This window comes from Paenibacillus sp. FSL K6-1230, assembly GCF_038002385.1.
Taxonomy (GTDB): domain Bacteria; phylum Bacillota; class Bacilli; order Paenibacillales; family Paenibacillaceae; genus Paenibacillus; species Paenibacillus massiliensis.
This window is the reverse complement of the sequence record NZ_JBBOCK010000001.1, coordinates 2,869,119-2,888,626: the sequence shown is the minus strand read 5'-3', so window position 1 is coordinate 2,888,626 and position 19,508 is coordinate 2,869,119. Positions and strand designations below refer to the sequence as shown.

At 49.2% G+C, this 19,508-nt stretch carries 8 protein-coding genes; 2 read left to right on the top strand and 6 right to left on the bottom strand.

Features of this window, described 5'->3' with window-relative positions; all coding sequences use genetic code 11:
• The first annotated feature begins 5 nt into the window (after positions 1–5).
• Entirely contained in the window at positions 6–860 is an 855-nt protein-coding gene (locus MKX74_RS12540; RefSeq protein WP_341178589.1) for an AraC family transcriptional regulator, read from the top strand.
• Positions 861–908: 48 nt separating this feature from the next.
• Here the strand turns inward: MKX74_RS12540 and MKX74_RS12535 are convergent, their stop codons facing one another.
• From MKX74_RS12535 to MKX74_RS12525, 3 genes are all read right to left on the bottom strand, one after another.
• Complete coding sequence (locus MKX74_RS12535; RefSeq protein ID WP_341178588.1) at positions 909–1,841, bottom strand: 5'-nucleotidase; 933 nt, start codon at positions 1,839–1,841, stop codon at positions 909–911.
• Positions 1,842–1,860: 19 nt separating this feature from the next.
• Positions 1,861–2,304 carry a GNAT family N-acetyltransferase gene (locus tag MKX74_RS12530; RefSeq protein ID WP_341178587.1) on the bottom strand — a complete coding sequence of 148 codons (444 nt, stop codon included), beginning with the start codon at positions 2,302–2,304 and terminating at the stop codon, positions 1,861–1,863.
• Between the two features lie 113 nt (positions 2,305–2,417).
• A complete protein-coding gene (locus tag MKX74_RS12525) occupies positions 2,418–2,804 on the bottom strand; it encodes a MerR family transcriptional regulator (protein ID WP_025680876.1) in 387 nt (128 codons plus the stop codon).
• A 258-nt stretch (positions 2,805–3,062) separates the two neighbouring features.
• On the opposite strand from MKX74_RS12525, the gene MKX74_RS12520 reads away from it, so the two are divergent.
• Positions 3,063–4,103, top strand: coding sequence for an NAD(P)-dependent alcohol dehydrogenase (locus tag MKX74_RS12520; RefSeq protein WP_341178586.1), 1,041 nt, complete (start codon positions 3,063–3,065; stop codon positions 4,101–4,103).
• A gap of 131 nt (positions 4,104–4,234) precedes the next feature.
• Here the strand turns inward: MKX74_RS12520 and ectB are convergent, their stop codons facing one another.
• From ectB to MKX74_RS12505, 3 genes are all read right to left on the bottom strand, one after another.
• Positions 4,235–5,503, bottom strand: a complete 1,269-nt coding sequence (gene ectB, locus MKX74_RS12515) for a diaminobutyrate--2-oxoglutarate transaminase (RefSeq protein ID WP_341180570.1) — start codon at positions 5,501–5,503, stop codon at positions 4,235–4,237.
• Positions 5,504–5,903: 400 nt separating this feature from the next.
• Positions 5,904–7,811, bottom strand: coding sequence for a serine hydrolase domain-containing protein (locus tag MKX74_RS12510; RefSeq protein WP_341178585.1), 1,908 nt, complete (start codon positions 7,809–7,811; stop codon positions 5,904–5,906).
• Between the two features lie 185 nt (positions 7,812–7,996).
• Positions 7,997–19,495, bottom strand: a complete 11,499-nt coding sequence (locus MKX74_RS12505) for an amino acid adenylation domain-containing protein (RefSeq protein WP_341178584.1) — start codon at positions 19,493–19,495, stop codon at positions 7,997–7,999.
• Between the last annotated feature and the right edge of the window lie 13 nt (positions 19,496–19,508).

Genomic DNA, 19,508 nt, shown 5'->3' with positions numbered 1-19,508 from the left:
TATTCATGAATGATAAGATCGCGGGCATGGGAATGCTTAATGAGCTCTCCGAGCTGATCACTATTCGTATGAGCTCCTTTTGGGAATCGGAGCATGGCGAGAGCTGGATCGAGCACAAGATGCATCATGATTACGATCTGTGGTTCCTGCAGGAAGGAAAGGCAAAAATCACGGTACATGGTAAGGAACATACGGTCATGCCTGGCGATGTGGTATTTTTCTATCCTGGGGTGCCTTACACTGCCGCAGCCTGTGAGGGAGCATGTCGCTTTATGTATGTGCATTTCGATTTTCGTATCGGCCATAACGAGCGGATCTTGAGTGAGCTTCAGCTCCCTGGGATCATTTCTGCCTCCTTGATTCATGATGAGACCTTCCTGCTTGTCCAGGCTTATCAGCGACTGAAGCAGCAGGGAAGCAGATCAGGGAACCGCTTGTACGTCAAGGCCTGCCTCACAGCCGTGATTGCCAAAATTGTCGAGCTGCATGCATTGGGCCAATACCACGGAAAATTTCTGGATAGCGACACGAAAATAAGAACATCGGAGCGAAGTCTGGATGTGCTGCAGCCAGTTCTGGCCTTTATAGATGAGAACCTGCACCATAGCTTCAAAATGAGTGAGCTGGCAGCACTTGTCGGTATTTCTGAGAAGTATTTCATCTCGTATTTCAAAAAGGCGCTCGGGATCACACCGGGGCAGTACATTTATCAGATTAAGATGAATCGCGCCCGCGACTATCTATATGAGAAGAAATATAGCATTCAGGAGATTGCCGCCTTTCTTGGCTATCCTGATCCTTTTACCTTTTCAAAAGCCTTCAAAAAATACTACAACGTGCCTCCTTCCAGGTTCGATTAGTGAGTTCTAGATGATCAGGGCATCCCACTCCTTCAACAGTTGTATTTCTCATTGCTTATCAAGCTTATTATTTATCGCTCCAAATGGAACATGAACGGAAGGAAATGTTCTGGCTACACCCTCAATATGACCTACTTGATCATCAAAGAATATGTGTGGCTTGAAGACATTCAGCACTCTGATCTTCTCTACTCCTCCAAGAAAGAAGGCTTCATCAATTCTGATATCTAGCTTTCTAAGTGTGTTGATCATTCTCTCATGTGCAGGTGCATTTCTGGCTGTAGCAATGGCTATTCTTATTCTAGGCTTATAATCAGGGTCGTTTTGATTTTTCAATAGTTCTTTTTGTTGTAATTTAGAGATTTCCGTGAAGAATCTGGATAGTGGCCCGGCTGGTAAAGGAAGGTTTGCCAGCTCTTTCTCATGTGAATGAAACTGGTCGAGTGCTCCTTGTTGGAAAATAGACTCGGCTGAATCATCCGCTATAATTCCGTCAAAATCAAAAGCGATTCTTATTTCATTATCTTGTTCATCATCAATGTAATCCGAAGGATACATACATCCTGCAGGATAACCATGTTCGACAGCCTCCTTGACGTCATCTGGATTACCAGATAGAAAAAGGGCTGCATTAAACGCTGCCATATATTTAAATGGATTACTCCCCGCAACAAACACAGCTCTACTTATGGTTAGGCCATAATGCTCAATAGACTTAAACACTCTGAGACCCGTATCCGGGTCATTTCGTGACAGCAAGATTACTTCCACTAATTGATCTTCAGGTGTATTGATACTTAACAATCTCTTGATCAGTGGGTAAGCAACACCATGTGCTAAGATTTCATTTTCATGTTCTCTCTGATAGTCTCGATAAGCCGCTTCCCCTTCTTCCTGGAATACACGATCAGACTCCGTTAAGTCGAACAAGGCACTTGAAGCTACCGCAATCACAAATTTATTAGTAATATCGAATGGCATTCGTCTAATTCCTTTCTCTTTACGAACCGGCTATCATTGACATAAAAATGTCTATGGAGTCCTCACGATCCACTTTAAATCCGAATCGTTCATATAGGCGTTTGGCTGAACTTCCTTGAAGAACATTTAAAGTCACCAGGCTTCCTGTGACATGATCTTGTGTAAGGAAATATTCTAGCACTTGGCCACCAATGCCTATATCTTGATACTCTGGATCTATGTAAAAATGCTCTAATAAGTAACCTTCGGCTAACGGCTTGAAGGCAATGCACCCAATAAAGGTAGACTCTACTTGTATGATCCACGTATGTTCAGGGGCAAATGAATCCCGAAAACGTTGGCGCACCTTCTCCTCATGAAATCTACCTAGCCTTGTTAAATCATCATACAGCACTATTGCTCTTAAATTTGCAATGGTCTCCACATCTGAGAATTCGGACTGATGAAGAGTAATCTGATTCACCTAACATCCCCCCTTTCCGGGTCTCCATTTATGCTTTCCTGGCTTTCATTCAGAATCCGCGAGAGTGTCCCTACCACGATTCCAATCTCGCAACTACTCGTAACTGTTCAAAATTAAGTATAATCCACTCTCAGATTCGCCTCACTTACCCGCAGCTTTCCGTCATAATCCTTAATTTTTTGATCCAGACGCTGGATCGTCTCGTCGATCTCTCTGCGCCGGACAATCAGCTTCTCTCTTTCCTCGATCAGAATGCTTTTGCGTTCCTCTAGACTCTCTTCTCCCTTGGAGAATAAGGAGGTATATTCCATTAGCGCTTCGATGGTCAGACCCGCGCTTCGCATGCATTTTATGAATTCAATCCATTTGATATCTTCTTCAGAATACTTACGGTCCCCTCTCTCATCTCGCATAACAGGGGGAATCAGACCAAGCTGTTCATAATACCTGAGTGTTGCTGAAGTCAGATTGAACTGCTTGGCTACCTTGGCAATGTTCATTAGGTCACCTCGTGCTTCTTCATTCATATTTGAATTTAACACGTAAAGCTCACTTGAAGTCAATAGTCCACCACCATCTACCAAGACTATCAAACATATCATTTTCAAATCTTTTTCAGTTCATTTTCAAAATTCCTCTTGCTATAAAGTTAACTTGAAGGTCTATACTTCAAATTGTGCAGAGCAATCCCAGATCAATAGCTCGGTCTGCCTTGCTCATATGCTTACTTATAACATCTATTTAGAGGAGCGAATAACATGTGTGAATCTCGTGTATTAAGTGTGTCTCACGCCAAAGCGAACTTTGAGACAACTACAATCCAGCGTCGCGACTTACGTCCAGATGACGTCCTGATCGACATTAAATATAGCGGTATTTGCCACTCTGACATCCATACTGCTCACGGTGACTGGGGCGCAGCCATTTTCCCCTTAGTGCCTGGTCATGAGATCGCTGGGGTTGTTCAGGCCGTCGGCTCGGCTGTCACCAAATTTGCCGTCGGCGACCGTGTTGGGGTCGGTTGTTATGTAGATTCCTGCGGGGAGTGTGAATACTGTAAACAGGATCTGGAGCAATTCTGCACAAAAGGTGTTGTCTCTACTTACAATTCCTTGGACTATGATGGTCAACCAACCCATGGTGGCTACAGCCAGAAGATCGTTGTAACGGAGCGCTTCGTTGTGCGTATTCCTGACGCTCTGGACTTGGATGTAGCCAGTCCACTGCTATGTGCCGGGATTACTACCTACTCTCCGTTAAGACATTGGAACGCAGGGCCTGGGAAGAAAGTAGCCATTCTGGGTATGGGCGGACTGGGTCATATGGCCATTCAATATGCTCATGCGCTGGGAGCTGAGGTTACCGTTCTGAGCCGCTCTACGGACAAGAAGGCCGAAGCCTTGAGCTTTGGTGCAGACCATTATTATGCAACCAGTGATTCCGAGACCTTTACTACGCTGGCTGGGCGTTTTGATCTAATTCTGAATACCGTATCTGCCAATCTGGATGTGGATGCCTATTTATCTCTGCTCCGCATTGACGGAACCCTGGTGAACGTAGGGGCACCAAGTCAACCGGATCAGTACCATGTATTCTCCTTAATCATGGGCAGACGCAGCATCGCCGGTTCCCTTGTAGGTGGTATCCGCGAGACGCAGGAAATGCTGGATTTCTCCGCCGAGCATAACATTAAGCCTCAGATCGAAGTGATTTCTGCCGATCAAGTGGATGAGGCCTATGAGCGTGTATTGCGCAGTGATGTTCGCTATCGGTTCGTCATTGATGTAGCTACACTGTAGTCATCGTAAACAAAGCCGTTCCAGCACAGAACTTGCTTTTAATGGCCTGAGACTCTCCAGGTATTAAAAGCAAGTTCGACTTGGAACGGCTTTCTCATTTACTTATTTAACCATGACCTGCCCAATACATGCTACATAACCGAAGTAACCAGCGAGCTGTATACCTGCTCCATACTTTCCTCGAGAATATCGCAGCCCTTGCGAAGGTTCTCCATGCTTACCGTCAGCGCAGGCATAATCTTAATCACGGTATCATTGCGTCCTGCTCGCTCAATAATAAGACCTCTACGGAAGCAGAGCTCCGTGACCTCCTTGGCGAAGGCCTCGCCCAGATGCGATACATCTATCCCCCAGATCAGGCCCATGCCACGGATTCTGATGAAGGGATCTATCGACTGGATGCTGTCCCGCAAAAATTGCTGAACGAACGCCTCCTTCTCCTTCACCTGCTCCTCTAGCCCGATGGCATCTCTGAATTCCAGTGCCGCTTTTGCCGCCACAAAGGCCAGCTGATTGCCACGGAAAGTGCCATTATGCTCACCCGGACTCCATATATCCAGCTCCGGCTTAAGCAGCAGCAATGACATAGGTAGTCCATAACCGCTGATCGACTTGGACAAGACCACGATATCCGGTACAATCCCTGCCCGTTCAAATGAGAAAAAGGAGCCTGTCCGTCCGCAGCCAACCTGAATATCATCAATAATCAGCAAAATATCATGCGCTGTGCACAAATGACGTAGATCTGCTAACCAATCGGCATCTGCCATGTTAATTCCACCCTCGGCCTGGATCGTCTCCAGAATGATCGCAGCTGGCTTCTCTACCCCCGAATGGGAATCGGTGAGCAAGTGCTCCATATAAGAAATGGTATCCAGCCCACTAAAGGTATTGTAATACGGAATAAACGTTACATTATCCAGCGTAATACCTGCGCTCTCCCGTATCGATCGACTGCTGGTTACGGAGAGACTTCCCAAGGACATGCCGTGGAACGCACCCATGAAGGCGAATATGCCACTTCTCTTCGTCACCTTGCGAGCCAGCTTCAGTGCAGCCTCGACAGCATTCGTGCCTGTTGGTCCGCAGAATTGCAGCTTATAATTCAATTGCTTAGGCACTAGAATACGCTCCGAAAAGGATTCTATGAACTCCTGCTTCGCTGTCGTATACATATCCAGGCCGTGCATGATTCGATCTGCCGTTACATAATCCAGAATGCGCTGCTTCATGAAATCATTATTATGACCATAGTTCAAGGCCCCTGCTCCAGCAAAAAAATCAATATACCCTTCCCCTGAATCGGTGTAAAGCATATCGTTCTTGGCTTTGTTAAATACAACCGGAAAGCTTCTGCAATACGATCTTACATTGGACTCCAGTACCTCAAATGTGTTCATCATTACTCATCCTCCCATTGACCTGATTGGAAATCGTTCCACACTCGGAAAGCAATAAGTGTACATATGTAATCCAATTTGCAAAGAAGATCCAAAGCCTCCGGGATCAAGCAGACCCTATCCAACTGTACATTCACAAATGCGTTATTGATTCGTTGGAATGAGGGTCTGATGATTACTGTAACACCACCTAACAACAATTATTTTTTTAGAAATTCCAGAATCCTCTTATCGCATAAAAATGTAATTAAATATCTCTTATTCAATAAAATACCACATTTTTCCTTAAAGTCAATTTGTTTTCATGGTGAAATCTGTTAATTTTTGATTTTATTTTCTCTGTACATGCTGTACATTGTAAAAACGCCTCTACGTAACGCTTCTAATCGTCCAAAGAGCATCAAGTGTAATGGATCGGCAAGAAGTTCCAGTAATAGAGATATATCGTATGCAGCAGCGTGATGACCGCAAACATGATTTTCCCCGTCGATCGGCCCCTGCCTTCTCCCCTAAGCAGCTTGTTGGCATTTACGATGATGACCCACATTGCAATCAGAGCGGATATCAGCGGCAATGTACAGATTCCCCATATATACCAAGCTGGATAACCATATACGATCTGGCTGTTGCCATAAATGAACTGCACCCCGAGGAACACCGTGTTCAACAGTGCGATCACAGCAAGACTCGTAGAGATCCGCACCTGAGTCCGCCGTATAGCTCTATTCACATACCGTACTACCCACACCAATAGAGCCAAAATAAAAAATAAGGAGGCTGCTGCGTAATTGATGAGCAACATACGAGATTGATGCCATATCGCTGTCTGCTTGAACGTCTTGCTGTCCGGGGCAATAAGCGTCCATACACCGTCCTGCTGGTATAGCAGTAATTTGTTGCTACCCTCCTTCTCGACCAGCAAGCCATCCGCGGCCGTCTGGAACACCCTGTCTGTCGTCTGGTTCTCGTTCGGGAACTCTCCATTGACGATCAATGTATGTTCATCCTGCAGACTTACGGTGTACTTCATGCTTCCAAGCATGCGAATCCACTTTCCCCACCCATGAACCGGATTCAAGGTAGCCTGATAGACACCTGCGACCTCCTCTGGCAGTTTATCCTCTTCATTCACTGCTTTCTGAAGTGACTTAGACGTATCTACCTGCTCCTCTGCTGGAAGTCTTTCGGCGATCGCATTCACTACCGCTCCATGCAAGGCCAGTCCTGAGTTCGCTGCATTGACTGTAACAAATATACCTAGCTCATACGACGGGATCAGTACCATTTCCGATATAAAACCATCAATCTCACCGGTAGCCCACAGCATCGGTATTCCATTCTCAAGCTCGCCACGAAAAAATCCGTACCCTACCCCATCCAGTCGCTCATCTACTGCGAATTGCTGCGCATGCATCGCTGCAACCGTCTCGCTCTCCAGCACTCTTTGCGCTCCGTACAAGCCTTCATTCAGGTGCGTGATCAAATAATGAGAGAACTCGTTTGGCGTCATGCTGAGTGCTCCAGCCCCCGGAAGATGGATGTATGAGAAAGGTTGTTTCTCATAGCTGCCATCCTGCCAGTAATAGGATTGGGCAAGCTTGGGGTTATCCACAGGTACGTCTAGCGTAGCACTCGGCATATCCATGGGCGCGAAAAGATTAGCTTTGAAATAATCGTTCAACTGCTGCCCACTTACCTGCTCCACCACATTCCCGATCAATCCATAGGCTACGTTGCTGTAATCATACTGGATGCCAGGCTCACGAATAGGCGGTTGTTTCTGAAAATAATCACGCAGATACTCTTCTGCTGTCAGCGCTCCTGTCGGGGTATGGCTATTAATCCCATACACAGCCTCATCCAGCCCCGAGGTGTGGGTAAGCAGGTGATGCATATGAAAGGGATGATTATCATATTGCGATGCTTGATAGCTGCGAAGATAGCGATTAATATCCTCGTGCAGATCGAGCTGCTCCCTCTCGACTAGCTGCATTGCTGCACTTGCACTGAAGGATTTGGTCAGGGAGCCTACAGGGACAATGGTCTGGGCCGAATCAAAGGCCGTAGAGCGTTCCAAATCTGCATACCCATAGCCTTTAGTGAAGAAAATATCTTCCCCCTTGGTCACAACAACAGCTGCTCCTGGAATGTGCAACTGCTCCAATCCTGTACTCATTAGATCATCCATCGCTTGTTCCAATGAATCTGGCGCCAAGGCTGCTGCGCCCCATATTGGGGTATAGGACTCGTTCCAGAGCATCAACGCTGTAAATAACATTGCCAGGCAACGCATGCCTTTGTTCATCATGTGAAGTACCATCCTTACCTAATGATGTGTTAACTCATTGCCTTGACGGTGCTTTGCCACATGCTTTGGTAGCTATAGCGTCTGGCATCTGCTTGCCACCGCAGCAGAGGCATCATACCATCCTCTGCTGCTAGGACAAGTAATGTGAAGATCCGTGATCTTGGCGAAGGCAAGAAGTGAACCGATCAGCGATTATCGCTGATCACGAGTCTGGACTTCTCCGTCGCCTCTCCTTGTTGCCATATATGACGAATGATCTTACGAATGCTCTTGGCATTCTCCTCCACAAAGCCTGGTTCAAGAAGCTCATAGTGATTGCCGATCATAGCCTGCTCTACATAGCTGCCTTGTGTAGCATCCTTCCATAGTAGACGATTGTCACCGCTACCCTTAACCGCTTCTGAGCCGACTGCCACAAGTCCGTAAATGTCAGCCTGCAAGCATTCTGTATTCAGTAATTGATTACCATATACTGCGTAGGCGAGCATTTTGCGACGATAGGAGTCATTTAGCAGCTCACGATAAGCCTCTGGCACCTGCTCTAGCATGGCCTCAATCTCCTGTGTCGTCTCCTCCGCCGTAGTGGATGAGTATTCGGTGCTACGCACCGAATCAAGTATAATGATCCCTGCCACCGAATGGCCCTGCTCCTCCAGTGCAGCTGCCACCTTATGCGCCAGATTACCACCAATGGAATAACCAAGCAGCATATACGGTCCCGTCGACTGGGTATTGACAATTAAGTCTACATAGCTTGCCAGCAGCTTCCTTTCATCCATGGCTTCCTCCGGGAACTCCAGCCCGTACAGAACCGCCTCCTCGTCCAGCTGCTTTGCCAGTTCTGCGAATGACAATGCATAACCAAGCATGGGCGGGAAGCAGAACAGGGTTGCATAGCCATGATCATTAAGTCGAAGAATCGGCTGATCCTGTCCCGTCTCCAGCTCTGCCTTCATCAGTTCCAACGCCTGCTCCTCAATCGTTGGGCAATCCAGCACGGTGCGAATCGGAAGCTCAATCCCCGTGGCAAGCTGAATCTTGCGCACAAGCTCCAGCACCTTCAAGGAATGGCCTCCCAGCATGAAGAAATCGTCATGGATACCCACCTGCGGAAGATCAAGGACCTCCTGCCAAATGGAGGCTAACATTTGCTCAACATCAGTATGAGGAGCTACATACTCGGTACCATGATTCATACCTGCTTCCGGAGCTGGCAATGCCTTGCGATCAATCTTGCCGCTCGTCGTCAGCGGCATGCGTTCCACCTGTACGAAAGTAGACGGAATCATGTATCCGGGCAAGGCACCCGCCAGCTGTTCGCGGATGGAACGTACCGTTAGCGATGCATCAGCCGTAAAGTAAGCACAAAGCTGGTGCTGACCATTTCCATCTGCCACTGCAATGACCGCGCAATCACGCACCGACGGAATACCCGCAAGCTGAGCCTCTACTTCACCTAACTCAATCCGGAAGCCACGTACCTTGACCTGATCGTCCATTCGTCCTACGAACTCCACATTTCCGTCAGGCAGCCATCGTGCCAGATCACCAGTCGCATACATGATCTGCCCGTAAAGATACGGATGCTCTACGAATTTCTCCATGGTTAGTTCAGACCTGTTCAGGTACCCTCTGGCAAGACCAGCACCAGCGATGAAGAGCTCTCCTACAACCCCTACGGGCTGTAACTGCCTATGAGCATTCAAAATGTAGGCACCAGTATGCCGAATCGGCTTGCCCAGATGTACGGCTGTACCCTGTTCACATTCGGTTGCAAGGGCATCAATTGTTGTCTCTGTCGGACCATAATGGTTGTGCAGACGGTAGCCCTTGCTCAGTAGGACATCCTTCAACGCATCCTCAAGTCGCTCACCACCAGAGATCAAGGTCTCCAAGCTATCGAGCTTGGGCTCCTCAGCCAGATAAGCCCGCATCAGGACTGGCGGCAAGTCCAGCATGCCAATGTCATGTTTAGAAATATAACGGAGTAGCAACGACTTACTGAGCAGCGTATCCCGCCGAATGCAATGCAGCTCGCCTCCATGCAGGAGCACGGCGAAGATCTGCTCGACACTTGGATCGAAGGTATATTCAGCTGTCAGCACAATGCGATGTCTGACATAGTCAGCATAGCGATCTGCGAACCAGTTCACCGTGTTCGCTACACTGCGATGAGCAACCATGACCCCTTTCGGCAAGCCTGTTGTTCCAGAGGTATACAGCACATACATAAGGTGCTCTGGCCCAGCAACTGACGGTAGATTGGAGTCTTCTTGTGCATAGACTTCAGGAAGATCCAGCACTACCTTCTTACCACTGAACGAAATATCCTCTGCAAGTCCTTGCTGCAGCATCAGAATCGCTGTACCGGAGTCCTTCAGCATATATTCAATCCGTTCAGATGGATAAGATGGGTCGATCGGCACATAGGCTCCGCCAGCTTTCAGAATCGCCAGAATCCCGACAATCATCTCAATGGAGCGCTCTGTCAGCAGTGCAACGCACTGATCTGGCTTCACACCTTGATCACGCAGTGTTCTTGCCAGTTGATTAGCCCTTCGATTCAGAGCATCGTAGCTCAAGCTCGTGTCCTCGAAGACTACTGCATCCAGCTCCGGTGTCCTTGCAGCCTGCTCTTCGAATAGCTCATGTAATGTGAAGCTAACAGCTTCATGGAGCTTCTGACCCACCTCCCCTGTTGAACTACTTATTGAATCAGTCACGAATTGATCCGTTGAGCTGTGAGCTCTGTCCGTTCTATCCGTTCTGTCCGTTCTGTCAATTCTTCCAAAACTGCATTGCTCAAGTGAGACCTCTTGTTCTGTGCCCCAGCTGTTGAACTCATGTAGGATCTCGTGCTCCTCCTGAGGGGTAGCTAGTCTGATATCGCTGATCACCATGTCTGGATTGGCTACAACCTGCTGCAGCACATATGCAAAATGTCCGGCAATTCGCTCAATATCAGCCTCTGAATATACCAGAGCATTATAGCCAATGCTCAGACGGAGTCCTTCTCCTGGCATGACGGCGAGATTGAAATCATAGTTGGTCTGCTCGAATACAGTCACATTATCAATGGAAAACAGAGCTTCTTCCTTGTGCCCCAGTTGCTCAACCTGCTCATCCACTGGATAGTTCTCGAATACCATAATATGCTGAATCAGAGTCTGCTTCTGATCCGTCAAGGCCTGAATCTCGAAGAGCGGGTACGTATCATATGCATGAGAAGCCATAGCCTGTTCCTGCATTCTCTTCATGACCTCTGCAAAGCTCTCCCCTGCCTCACTTCGAACACGTACCGGAATCGTATTAATGAAAAGACCGATCATCTCCTCGACACCGTTAATATCAGATGGCCGCCCCGAGACGACACTACCGAACAGTACGTCTTCATGCTGGTTATATTTCTGCAACACAATTCCCCATGCAGCTTGGAGCAGTATATTCATCGTCACCTGATGGTGCTTGGCGGTGTCTTCTACCTGGCGGGTCAGCTCCCGATCCAAATCCTTCACCCAGTCACTAGCAGCATAGCCTTCAGTCCGCTGGGACTGGGCGGATATAGTACCCGGAATCAGAGTCTGCTGATCATATCCGGTCAGGTAGTCTTTCCAGTGATCTACTGCCGCCTGGCGATCCTGAGCTTCCAGCCATTCGATGAAGCGGCTGTATGGAACAGGCGGCGCTAACTCCGGCATCTGGCCTGCTTGCAAGGCCGCGTAGCCTTCGAACACTTCTTTGTTTACCAGAGACAGACACCAACCATCCATTACAATGTGATGAAAGCTCCATATGAAGCGGTAATTGTCTTCGGACGTATGCAAAACTGCTACACGCAGAAGAACGTCTCGCCGCAGATCGAAGCCTCTTGCTTGATCCTCCAGCTTGAACTTGGCTAATCGGGCTTCCTGCTCCTCTGAAGCCAGCTCTCGTAAATCTTCATATATAAAGCCGCATTCCCTACTCCGGTATATGACCTGTAACGGCTCTGTCTCACGGCCAAAATAAAAATGAGCACGGAGCGCTTCATGGCGCTGCACAAGCATGTTCAAACTTTCAGCAAAAGCCTGGATATTCAGCTTTCCTTGCAAATCATAGCTGAACTGCTCTACATAGGCATCATGTGCAGCCATCTGTCGATCCAGCTGGCTGTGGAACAGCATCCCTTTTTGCATCGGAGTCAGACCGTAGACATTGACCACCTCTCCGTGCACATTCATCTCGGCCAAGAGACGATCAAGACTATCTACATCAAGGCCCTTATAGGAAATATCGCTTGGCGTGAGCTCAGGCTGCTCCTTGCTAATACAGTGCAATAATATTTCTCTGAGACTCGCTTCCAACAATCTCGCCAATGCCTCCATCGTATTTGAACGGTAGCTGGTCGTACTGTAGCTGATCGTCAGACCGAGCTGACCTCCCGAGATCATCCCGTTGAAATCAAGTGTATATGCCCGCGCCATCGTGGGACTGAGTGGCATCCCTCCGTTATATGACGAGGACTGAAGCTCATTACTCTCCATGTCCTGGTCAAATTGCCCAAGGTAATTGAAGCTTATCTCTGGATTAGCTTCAAGCTCTGCCATGCTCAGCAATCTGCCTGAGTCTGTCATATATTTGAGGATGCCGTAGCCGATCCCCTTATTCGGAACGCTACGCAGCCCCTCCTTTACATGCTTGATGCGCTGACCCAATGTCATCGCTTGAGGCATGTCGAGCAATACCGGATATTGGGTAGTGAACCAGCCAATCGTCCGGCTAATATCCACTTCCGGGATAATGTGCTCTCTACCATGTCCTTCAAGCTGAATCAGAAATCTCTCTTGCCCACTCCATGCCTGCAAGGCCATACCGACTGCCGTCAAGAGCAGATCATTCATCTCTGTGCGATAGGTGCGGTTGGCAAGCTTCAGCAGTTGCTCTGTCTCTTCCATGCTCCATACGGCGGTGACGGTCTCGCTATCGGCAATCAGTGGCATTCTTTCGCCGGCTTGATCGTTATCAGTCTGGTCATAATCCACTGGTAGCGGAGCCACATCTGTCTGAGCAATCGCTGCCCAGTATGTTTGTTCCTGCTCCATAGCCGGACCTTCTGCATAAGCACGGAGCTGCTGAGCCCATGTCTGGAAGGAATCTGTCTTGTGCGGGAGCTGAATGATCTCTGCACCTTGGGAAGCCTGCTCATAAGCCGCTGCCAGGTCTTCAAACAAAATACGCCACGATACGCCGTCCACGACCAGGTGATGAATGACCATCAGCAAATGATCGCCATCCGGGCAACGGAACAATCCCAATCTCATGAGCGGGCCCTGCTCCAGAGAAATACTGGCTTGAAGCTCATTACACAAAGCCTCAATCTGCTCCGTTCGTTCCGCCTCATTCAAATCCATGCAATCGTAGACCTCTAGATGGTATGCTTCGCCATCCTCCGTTCGTCGGTTCCAGGCCGTAATTTCTCCTTGAACATGATCGTCATCTACCATATAGTCTGAATGCCTGTTCGCTGTATGGAAGACGATTCGCAAGGCATCATGATGCGTAGTGATCGCTTGAAGCGCATGCCGCAGCGCATGCTCATCGTAGCCCTCAGGGCGATAAAGCATGACAGACTGGTTAAAATGATGTGGCTCTGCGGTCTGTTGCTCAAAGAACCAGCGCTGAATCGGAGTCAGGCGTACCACGCCGCTAACTTCTCCTTGCTCAGCCAATTGAGTCACAGGCTGAACATGTGTGGATAGCTCAGCAATCGTCGGATATTTGAACAAATCCTTCATTTCTAGCCTATGGCCAGCCTGGAACAAACGGGATGACACCTGGATTGCCTTGATGGAGTCACCACCTAAATGGAAGAAATTATCCTGAATTCCCACACGCTGAAGGCCAAGTATCGTTCCCCACGCATCAGCCAGAGCTTGCTGAACCTCCGTCTGTGGTGCTACATAATCCATGCCTGAATCCACATGCTGTTCCGGTGAAGGGAGTGCTTTACGATCCACCTTCCCATTCGGCGTCAATGGTAGCTCTCCCAGCTGAACGAAGTAGGATGGCACCATGTAGCCGGGTAAGTCTTGGGATAGTGCTTGACGCAATTGACCTGCCCCCATCTCACGGTCTGTTACGTAATAAGCACATAGCTGCTTCTGTCCCAGCTCATCCTGCCTTACGACAACAATGGATTCCTTTACCCCAGCTACAGAGGACAGACGGCTCTCAATCTCGCCCAGCTCTATGCGGTAGCCTCGGATTTTGACCTGCTCATCGATTCGACCCTTGTACTCCAGCACTCCGTCAGCACGCCAGCGTGCCAAGTCACCCGTGCGGTAGCAATACTCTCCAGTGCGATAAGGACTGACAATGAACTTGTCTGCTGTCAGCTCTGGCCGGTTGAGGTATCCACGCGCCACTCCGTCACCACCAACAAGCAGTTCACCCCAAGCTCCAACAGGCTGCAGCTTAAGCGCTCGATTGACAATGTATGTCGTGGAATGGTCGATAGGCCGACCGATTGGAACGGCTTGTGTCTGTGGCTCGGTAATATCATAGATCGTCGAGAACACGGTGTTCTCTGTCGGACCATAGGCGTTGATGATTCGAAGCTGCGGGTGAGTCTCCATCACACGATTCAAATGTGGTACGGATAGTACGTCTCCTCCGACAATTAATTCCTTCAGCGGTGTGAACAGGTCAATATCCTGCTGCGAGTGCTGGTGGAATAAGGACGTCGTGAGAAACAAGGTGTTGATGCTGTGCTGCTGAATTGCCTGCTTGAGTTGGACCGTATCCAAAATCGTGTCATAGCTCACCAGATGTAGCTGTCCACCGTTCAACAGCGTCCCCCAGATCTCGAACGTTGAGGCGTCGAATACGACCGCTCCGGTCTGCAAGAGCCGTGTATCTTCATCGAGCGTGGCATGGCTTCTGTTTTTCGCCAGTCGAACAATATTCCGATGCTCGATCATGACGCCTTTCGGATTGCCTGTTGTGCCGGAAGTGTACATCACGTGGGCAAGATCGGTCGATGCTGCCTTCACAGGAAAATCCTCTTCTGTTAATGCCGAGCCAGTTCCGTGCAGGTTATTAAGGCTCTCTGATTCCCCGGCATCACCTGCAGTCTCTTCCAACTCACTTCCTTCACCAAGCGAACCACCTCGCCACTGTTGCTCATCACTCAGATCCAAGATTGGAATATCCGTCACAAAGAACACCTGATCATAGCGCTGAGCCAGAAGCAGCTCGGCACCTGAGTCCTCCAGTAGATAAAGGATGCGCTCTTCCGGGTAGTCAGGGTCAACGGGGACGTAGGCCCCACCTGCCTTCAGAATCCCCAGCATACCAACGATCAGTTCGATGGATCGCTCAGCCATCAGCGCTACACGCTGCGTATCCGAGCCCTGTCTGCGGCGAATCCCTCGAGATTGCAATATTCGTGCAAGGTGCTCGGAGCGTTCATTAAGCTCTTGGTAGGTCAGCCTTTCGTCAGCAAAGGTAACGGCTATCTGCTCTGGTGTACGCACTGCATATTCCTCGAATATGACGTGCACAGGCAAATCTTTAGGATACGGATAAGCTGCGACCGTGTTATTGAACTCTTTAATAATTTGTTCTTTTTCCTGCGGCGTGATGATCTCGATGGCAGACAGCGCTATGTCCGGTCGCTCAATGATCGCATCCACCAACTGTCGGAAATGCAAAGCCAGTCGCTGAATCGTCTCTTGCGTATACAGCCGCGTAGCGTATTGCAGACCACAAACAATGTCTTCTCCATCTTCAAATGCAAAAAGACTTAGATCGAACTTGGCAGCCGTCTGCTCGCCTGGATATGGCTCCATTCTCAGACCATTCAACTGCTGCTCGCGTTGTTCCAGATTTTGCAATGCAAACACAGTGTCGAATAATGGATTACGACTTAAATCCCGATCAAGATCTAGCTTCTCGATCAGCTCTTCCAATGGATAGTCCTGATGCTCAAAAGCCTGTAACGTATGCCCTTTAACCTCCAGCACATAATCACGGAACGACTTGCTACCCTGCGGGTAGCTGCGGATGGCCAATGTATTGACGAACATTCCAATTAGTGGAGCTAGCTCGGCATGCGTCCTACCTGCAATGGGTGAACCTACAATGATATCCTCTTGACCGCTGTAGTGACTGAGTAGAGTTGTGTATGCAGCCAGGAGCACCATGTACAAGGTGGACTCCGTCTGTGCTGCGATATGCTTCAGACCTGCGCTTTGCCGCGCGTCAAGTGAAAATGGTAACACATCTCCTGCAAAGCTTCGAACCGCCGGGCGCGGGAAATCTGTCGGCATATCCAGAACTGGCAGCTCACCAGCGAAGGTACCAAGCCAGTATGCCTCCTGCTCCTTGTATCGTTCGCTTCGATGCTGCTCCTGCTGCCACAACGCATAATCCTTGTACTGGATGCGTAGTGCGGGTAGCTCATCCTTGGCGTACAGACGGACAAGATCCTGCATAAGCACCTGAACGGAGGTGCCATCCGATATGATATGATGCATATCCAGTAGCAAAATGTGCTGGTCCGCACCTACAGCAATCAATCCTGCCCGGAATAGTGGTGCCCGGTTCAATTCAAATGGACGAATAAAGTCCTGTAGCAGCTGATCTGTCTGCTCCCTGTCAGCACTACGCGCCTCGATGTACGCAAGGCGAAAGGACACCTTGTCATGCAAGCGCTGAACAGGCTCGCCCTGCACGGTATCAAAGCTGGTGCGCAATGTCTCATGACGCTGAATCAGTTCCTGAAAGGCTTGCTCCATAGCATTGACATCAAGCGGGCCAGTCAGTGTCACAGCACCCGGAATATTGTAGCTGGTTCCGTCCGGTTCAAGCTGATTCAGGATGTACATTCGCTTTTGCGCTGAAGACAGCACGTAGTATGACTGCTGTGGTGCCATCGGAATCGCAGTATAGCCTGTCTGCTCCAGTGTCTCCAGCACCTGTGCAAGCTGCTCGATCGTAGGGTGGTCGAACAAGTCCTTAAGCTGAAGATTTTTATGCATTTGTCTATGCACTAGTGAAATAACATGCGTCGCACGTAGAGAATGTCCTCCCGCTTCGAAGAAATTGTCCTTAATGCCAATCCTCTCGACATTTAGCACCTCCTGCCAAATACTCACAAGATGCTCCTCCATGGAAGTCCTTGGAGGTTCATAGACGCTACCGCCATGCATGCTTCGCTCCGGTTGTGGTAGTGCTCGTCGATCAACCTTGCCGTTCGGTGTGAGCGGTAGCTGCTTCAGCTCCACAAAATATGAAGGCACCATGTAGCCCGGTAGCTCTCGAAGCAAGGCGTTACGTAACTCCTGCATCTGTGACGCAACACCCGCTATATTTCCCTCTCGGATAGCAGCCGTCTCTGCCATTACTGCCTCGTTAGCAACGCTGCTAGTTGGCTCATTAGAAGCATCACTAGTTGTCTCCTTAGCAACTCTCTCTTTAGCAGCACTGTGAATCGTCACCCCAGGAGCCTCGCCCTGCAGCACGACATATGCGCATAGCTGCTTCTGCCCCTGCTCATCCTCATGTGTCACGACAATCGCATCACTTACCACTTCCAGCTTCAGCAGCTGTGCCTCCACCTCGCCTAGCTCGATCCGATAGCCGCGGATTTTCACCTGAGCATCGATTCTTCCCTTATACTCCAGGGTCCCATCTTCACGCCAACGCACAAGATCTCCAGTCCGATAACAGCGCTCACCACTGCGGAATGGACTTTCCATGAACTTCTCAGCTGTCAAATCCGGCCGATTGCGATAGCCGCGGGCTACTCCGTCTCCACCGACGAGCAGCTCGCCCCAAGCCCCTACAGGCTGTAGCTGCAGCGCTCGATCCACTACATAGGCTGTCGAGTTCGTAATAGGACGACCTATCGGCACCGCTTCCGACTGAATGCCAGAAATAGCATGCGTAGTCGAGAAGGTCGTATTTTCCGTCGGTCCGTAGCCGTTGATCAGTTTCAGTGACGGGTACGCTTCCAGTACACGATTCACATGTGGTACAGACAGCACATCGCCACCGATCAGCAGCTCCTTTAGGCCAGCGAACATCTCCACGTCCTGCTGTGATAGTTGGTTGAAGAGTGGTGCCGTTAGCCACATGGTCGTGACACCATGGGCTCGTATAGCCTCTTTTAATCTTGCAGCATTCAGGATAACGTCCTGGCTTACGAGGATGAGCTGGCCACCATTCAGGAGTGCTCCCCAGATTTCGAAGGTAGATGCGTCGAAGACAACAGCCCCCGTCTGCAAAATTTTTGTATCCGCATGAAGCTCTGCGAAATTCGTATTCTTCACCAACCGCACAACATTTCGATGCTCGACCATGACCCCTTTGGGCAGACCAGTTGTGCCTGAGGTATACATGATATAGGCCAGTCGATCGCCGCCAGTTAACGGTTTATGAGCCTTGAGCTGGTCAGTCGCTTCATCTATGTTGTCGCCAACGTTGTCTCCACGACCATACAGTGATCCAGAAGCTGAGGATTCCTGCTGCCCTGCACCATACACATCTTCATCCCGCAAATCCAGAATGGTTCCCTTATAGTCCAAAGGTCTGTGCTCAGCTCGTGTCACCAGGAGCAGCTCAGCGCCTGAATCCTCCAGCAGATAGCTCACACGCTCCTCCGGGTAGTCTGGATCAATCGGCACATACACGCCGCCGGCTTTAAGAATGGCCAGCATGCCAACGACCATATCAGCGGAGCGCTCAGCCATGATCGCAACAGGCTGCTTCAGGGCTACTCCTGCTCTCCGCAAGGTAGCGGCTAGTTGATTAGACTTCTCATCTAGCTCGCCATAAGTCATACTGCCTTGTTCCTCGACGAGCGCGACCTGATAAGGAGTCTGCTTGGCTTGCTGTGTGAATAGCTCTTCAATGGACGCCTCTCGTGGGTAATCCACGGTGGTATCATTGAAGGTAAATTTCAGCCTATCTGCATCCTGTGCGGATAGTATGTCTACACTGGACAACATTAGCTCCGGTTGATGAAGTACAACGGCATAGAGCCGGGATAGCTGCTCACCAAAGGATGCAATAGCCGTTTCATTGTAATAGCTATTATTGTAGGTCATTGTAAGAGAAGCGATGTCATTCTCCCACTTGAAATGCATATGCAGCTCTGCATCAACCTCACTCATCCAAGTTGCTTCATGAAGATTGTGTAGGGAGACTACCGTGTGAAATAGCGGCTTATCCGCGTTGCTTCGCGGAATATCCAGCCCCTCTGTGTAGGTCCAAAAGGGGATGCTCTGGTGCTCTATAGCTTCACTGATACCTGCTTTGATCTGTGAGAGCAGACTCTTGAAGGTTGTGGCAGTATTCAGCGTGCTCTTCAGGATGAGCATGGAATTGAGCGGCTTGGCAGCACTACTGCCAGTCTCTGCAACAGGAATGCCCAGCAGTACATGCTCCTCGCCTGTATATTTATGTAATAGGCTATTTACTCCAGCAAGCAGCACCATGTATACAGCCCATGGATTACTGCCAGTGATGGATGATATGCGACTTGAGACATCAGATGAAAATGTCAATGTATATGTAGCGTAATCAGCGTTTGCTGCTACATCCTTGGGTACATGCGTTGTATAAGGCAGGGTGATGATCCGATCCTCGGGCTCCAGCTTCTGACTCCAATATTTTTTTTCCTTCTCAAATAAAGCTTTCAATGACATCCCTCCT

Bases quoted from the DNA above. Each gene is read 5' to 3' on its own strand.
- MKX74_RS12540 (WP_341178589.1), top strand. From the start codon at position 6: ATGAATGATAAGATCGCGGGCATGGGAATGCTTAATGAGCTCTCCGAG.
- MKX74_RS12535 (WP_341178588.1), bottom strand. From the start codon at position 1,841: ATGCCATTCGATATTACTAATAAATTTGTGATTGCGGTAGCTTCAAGT.
- MKX74_RS12525 (WP_025680876.1), bottom strand. From the start codon at position 2,804: ATGAACATTGCCAAGGTAGCCAAGCAGTTCAATCTGACTTCAGCAACA.
- MKX74_RS12520 (WP_341178586.1), top strand. From the start codon at position 3,063: ATGTGTGAATCTCGTGTATTAAGTGTGTCTCACGCCAAAGCGAACTTT.
- ectB (WP_341180570.1), bottom strand. From the start codon at position 5,503: ATGAACACATTTGAGGTACTGGAGTCCAATGTAAGATCGTATTGCAGA.
- MKX74_RS12510 (WP_341178585.1), bottom strand. From the start codon at position 7,811: ATGATGAACAAAGGCATGCGTTGCCTGGCAATGTTATTTACAGCGTTG.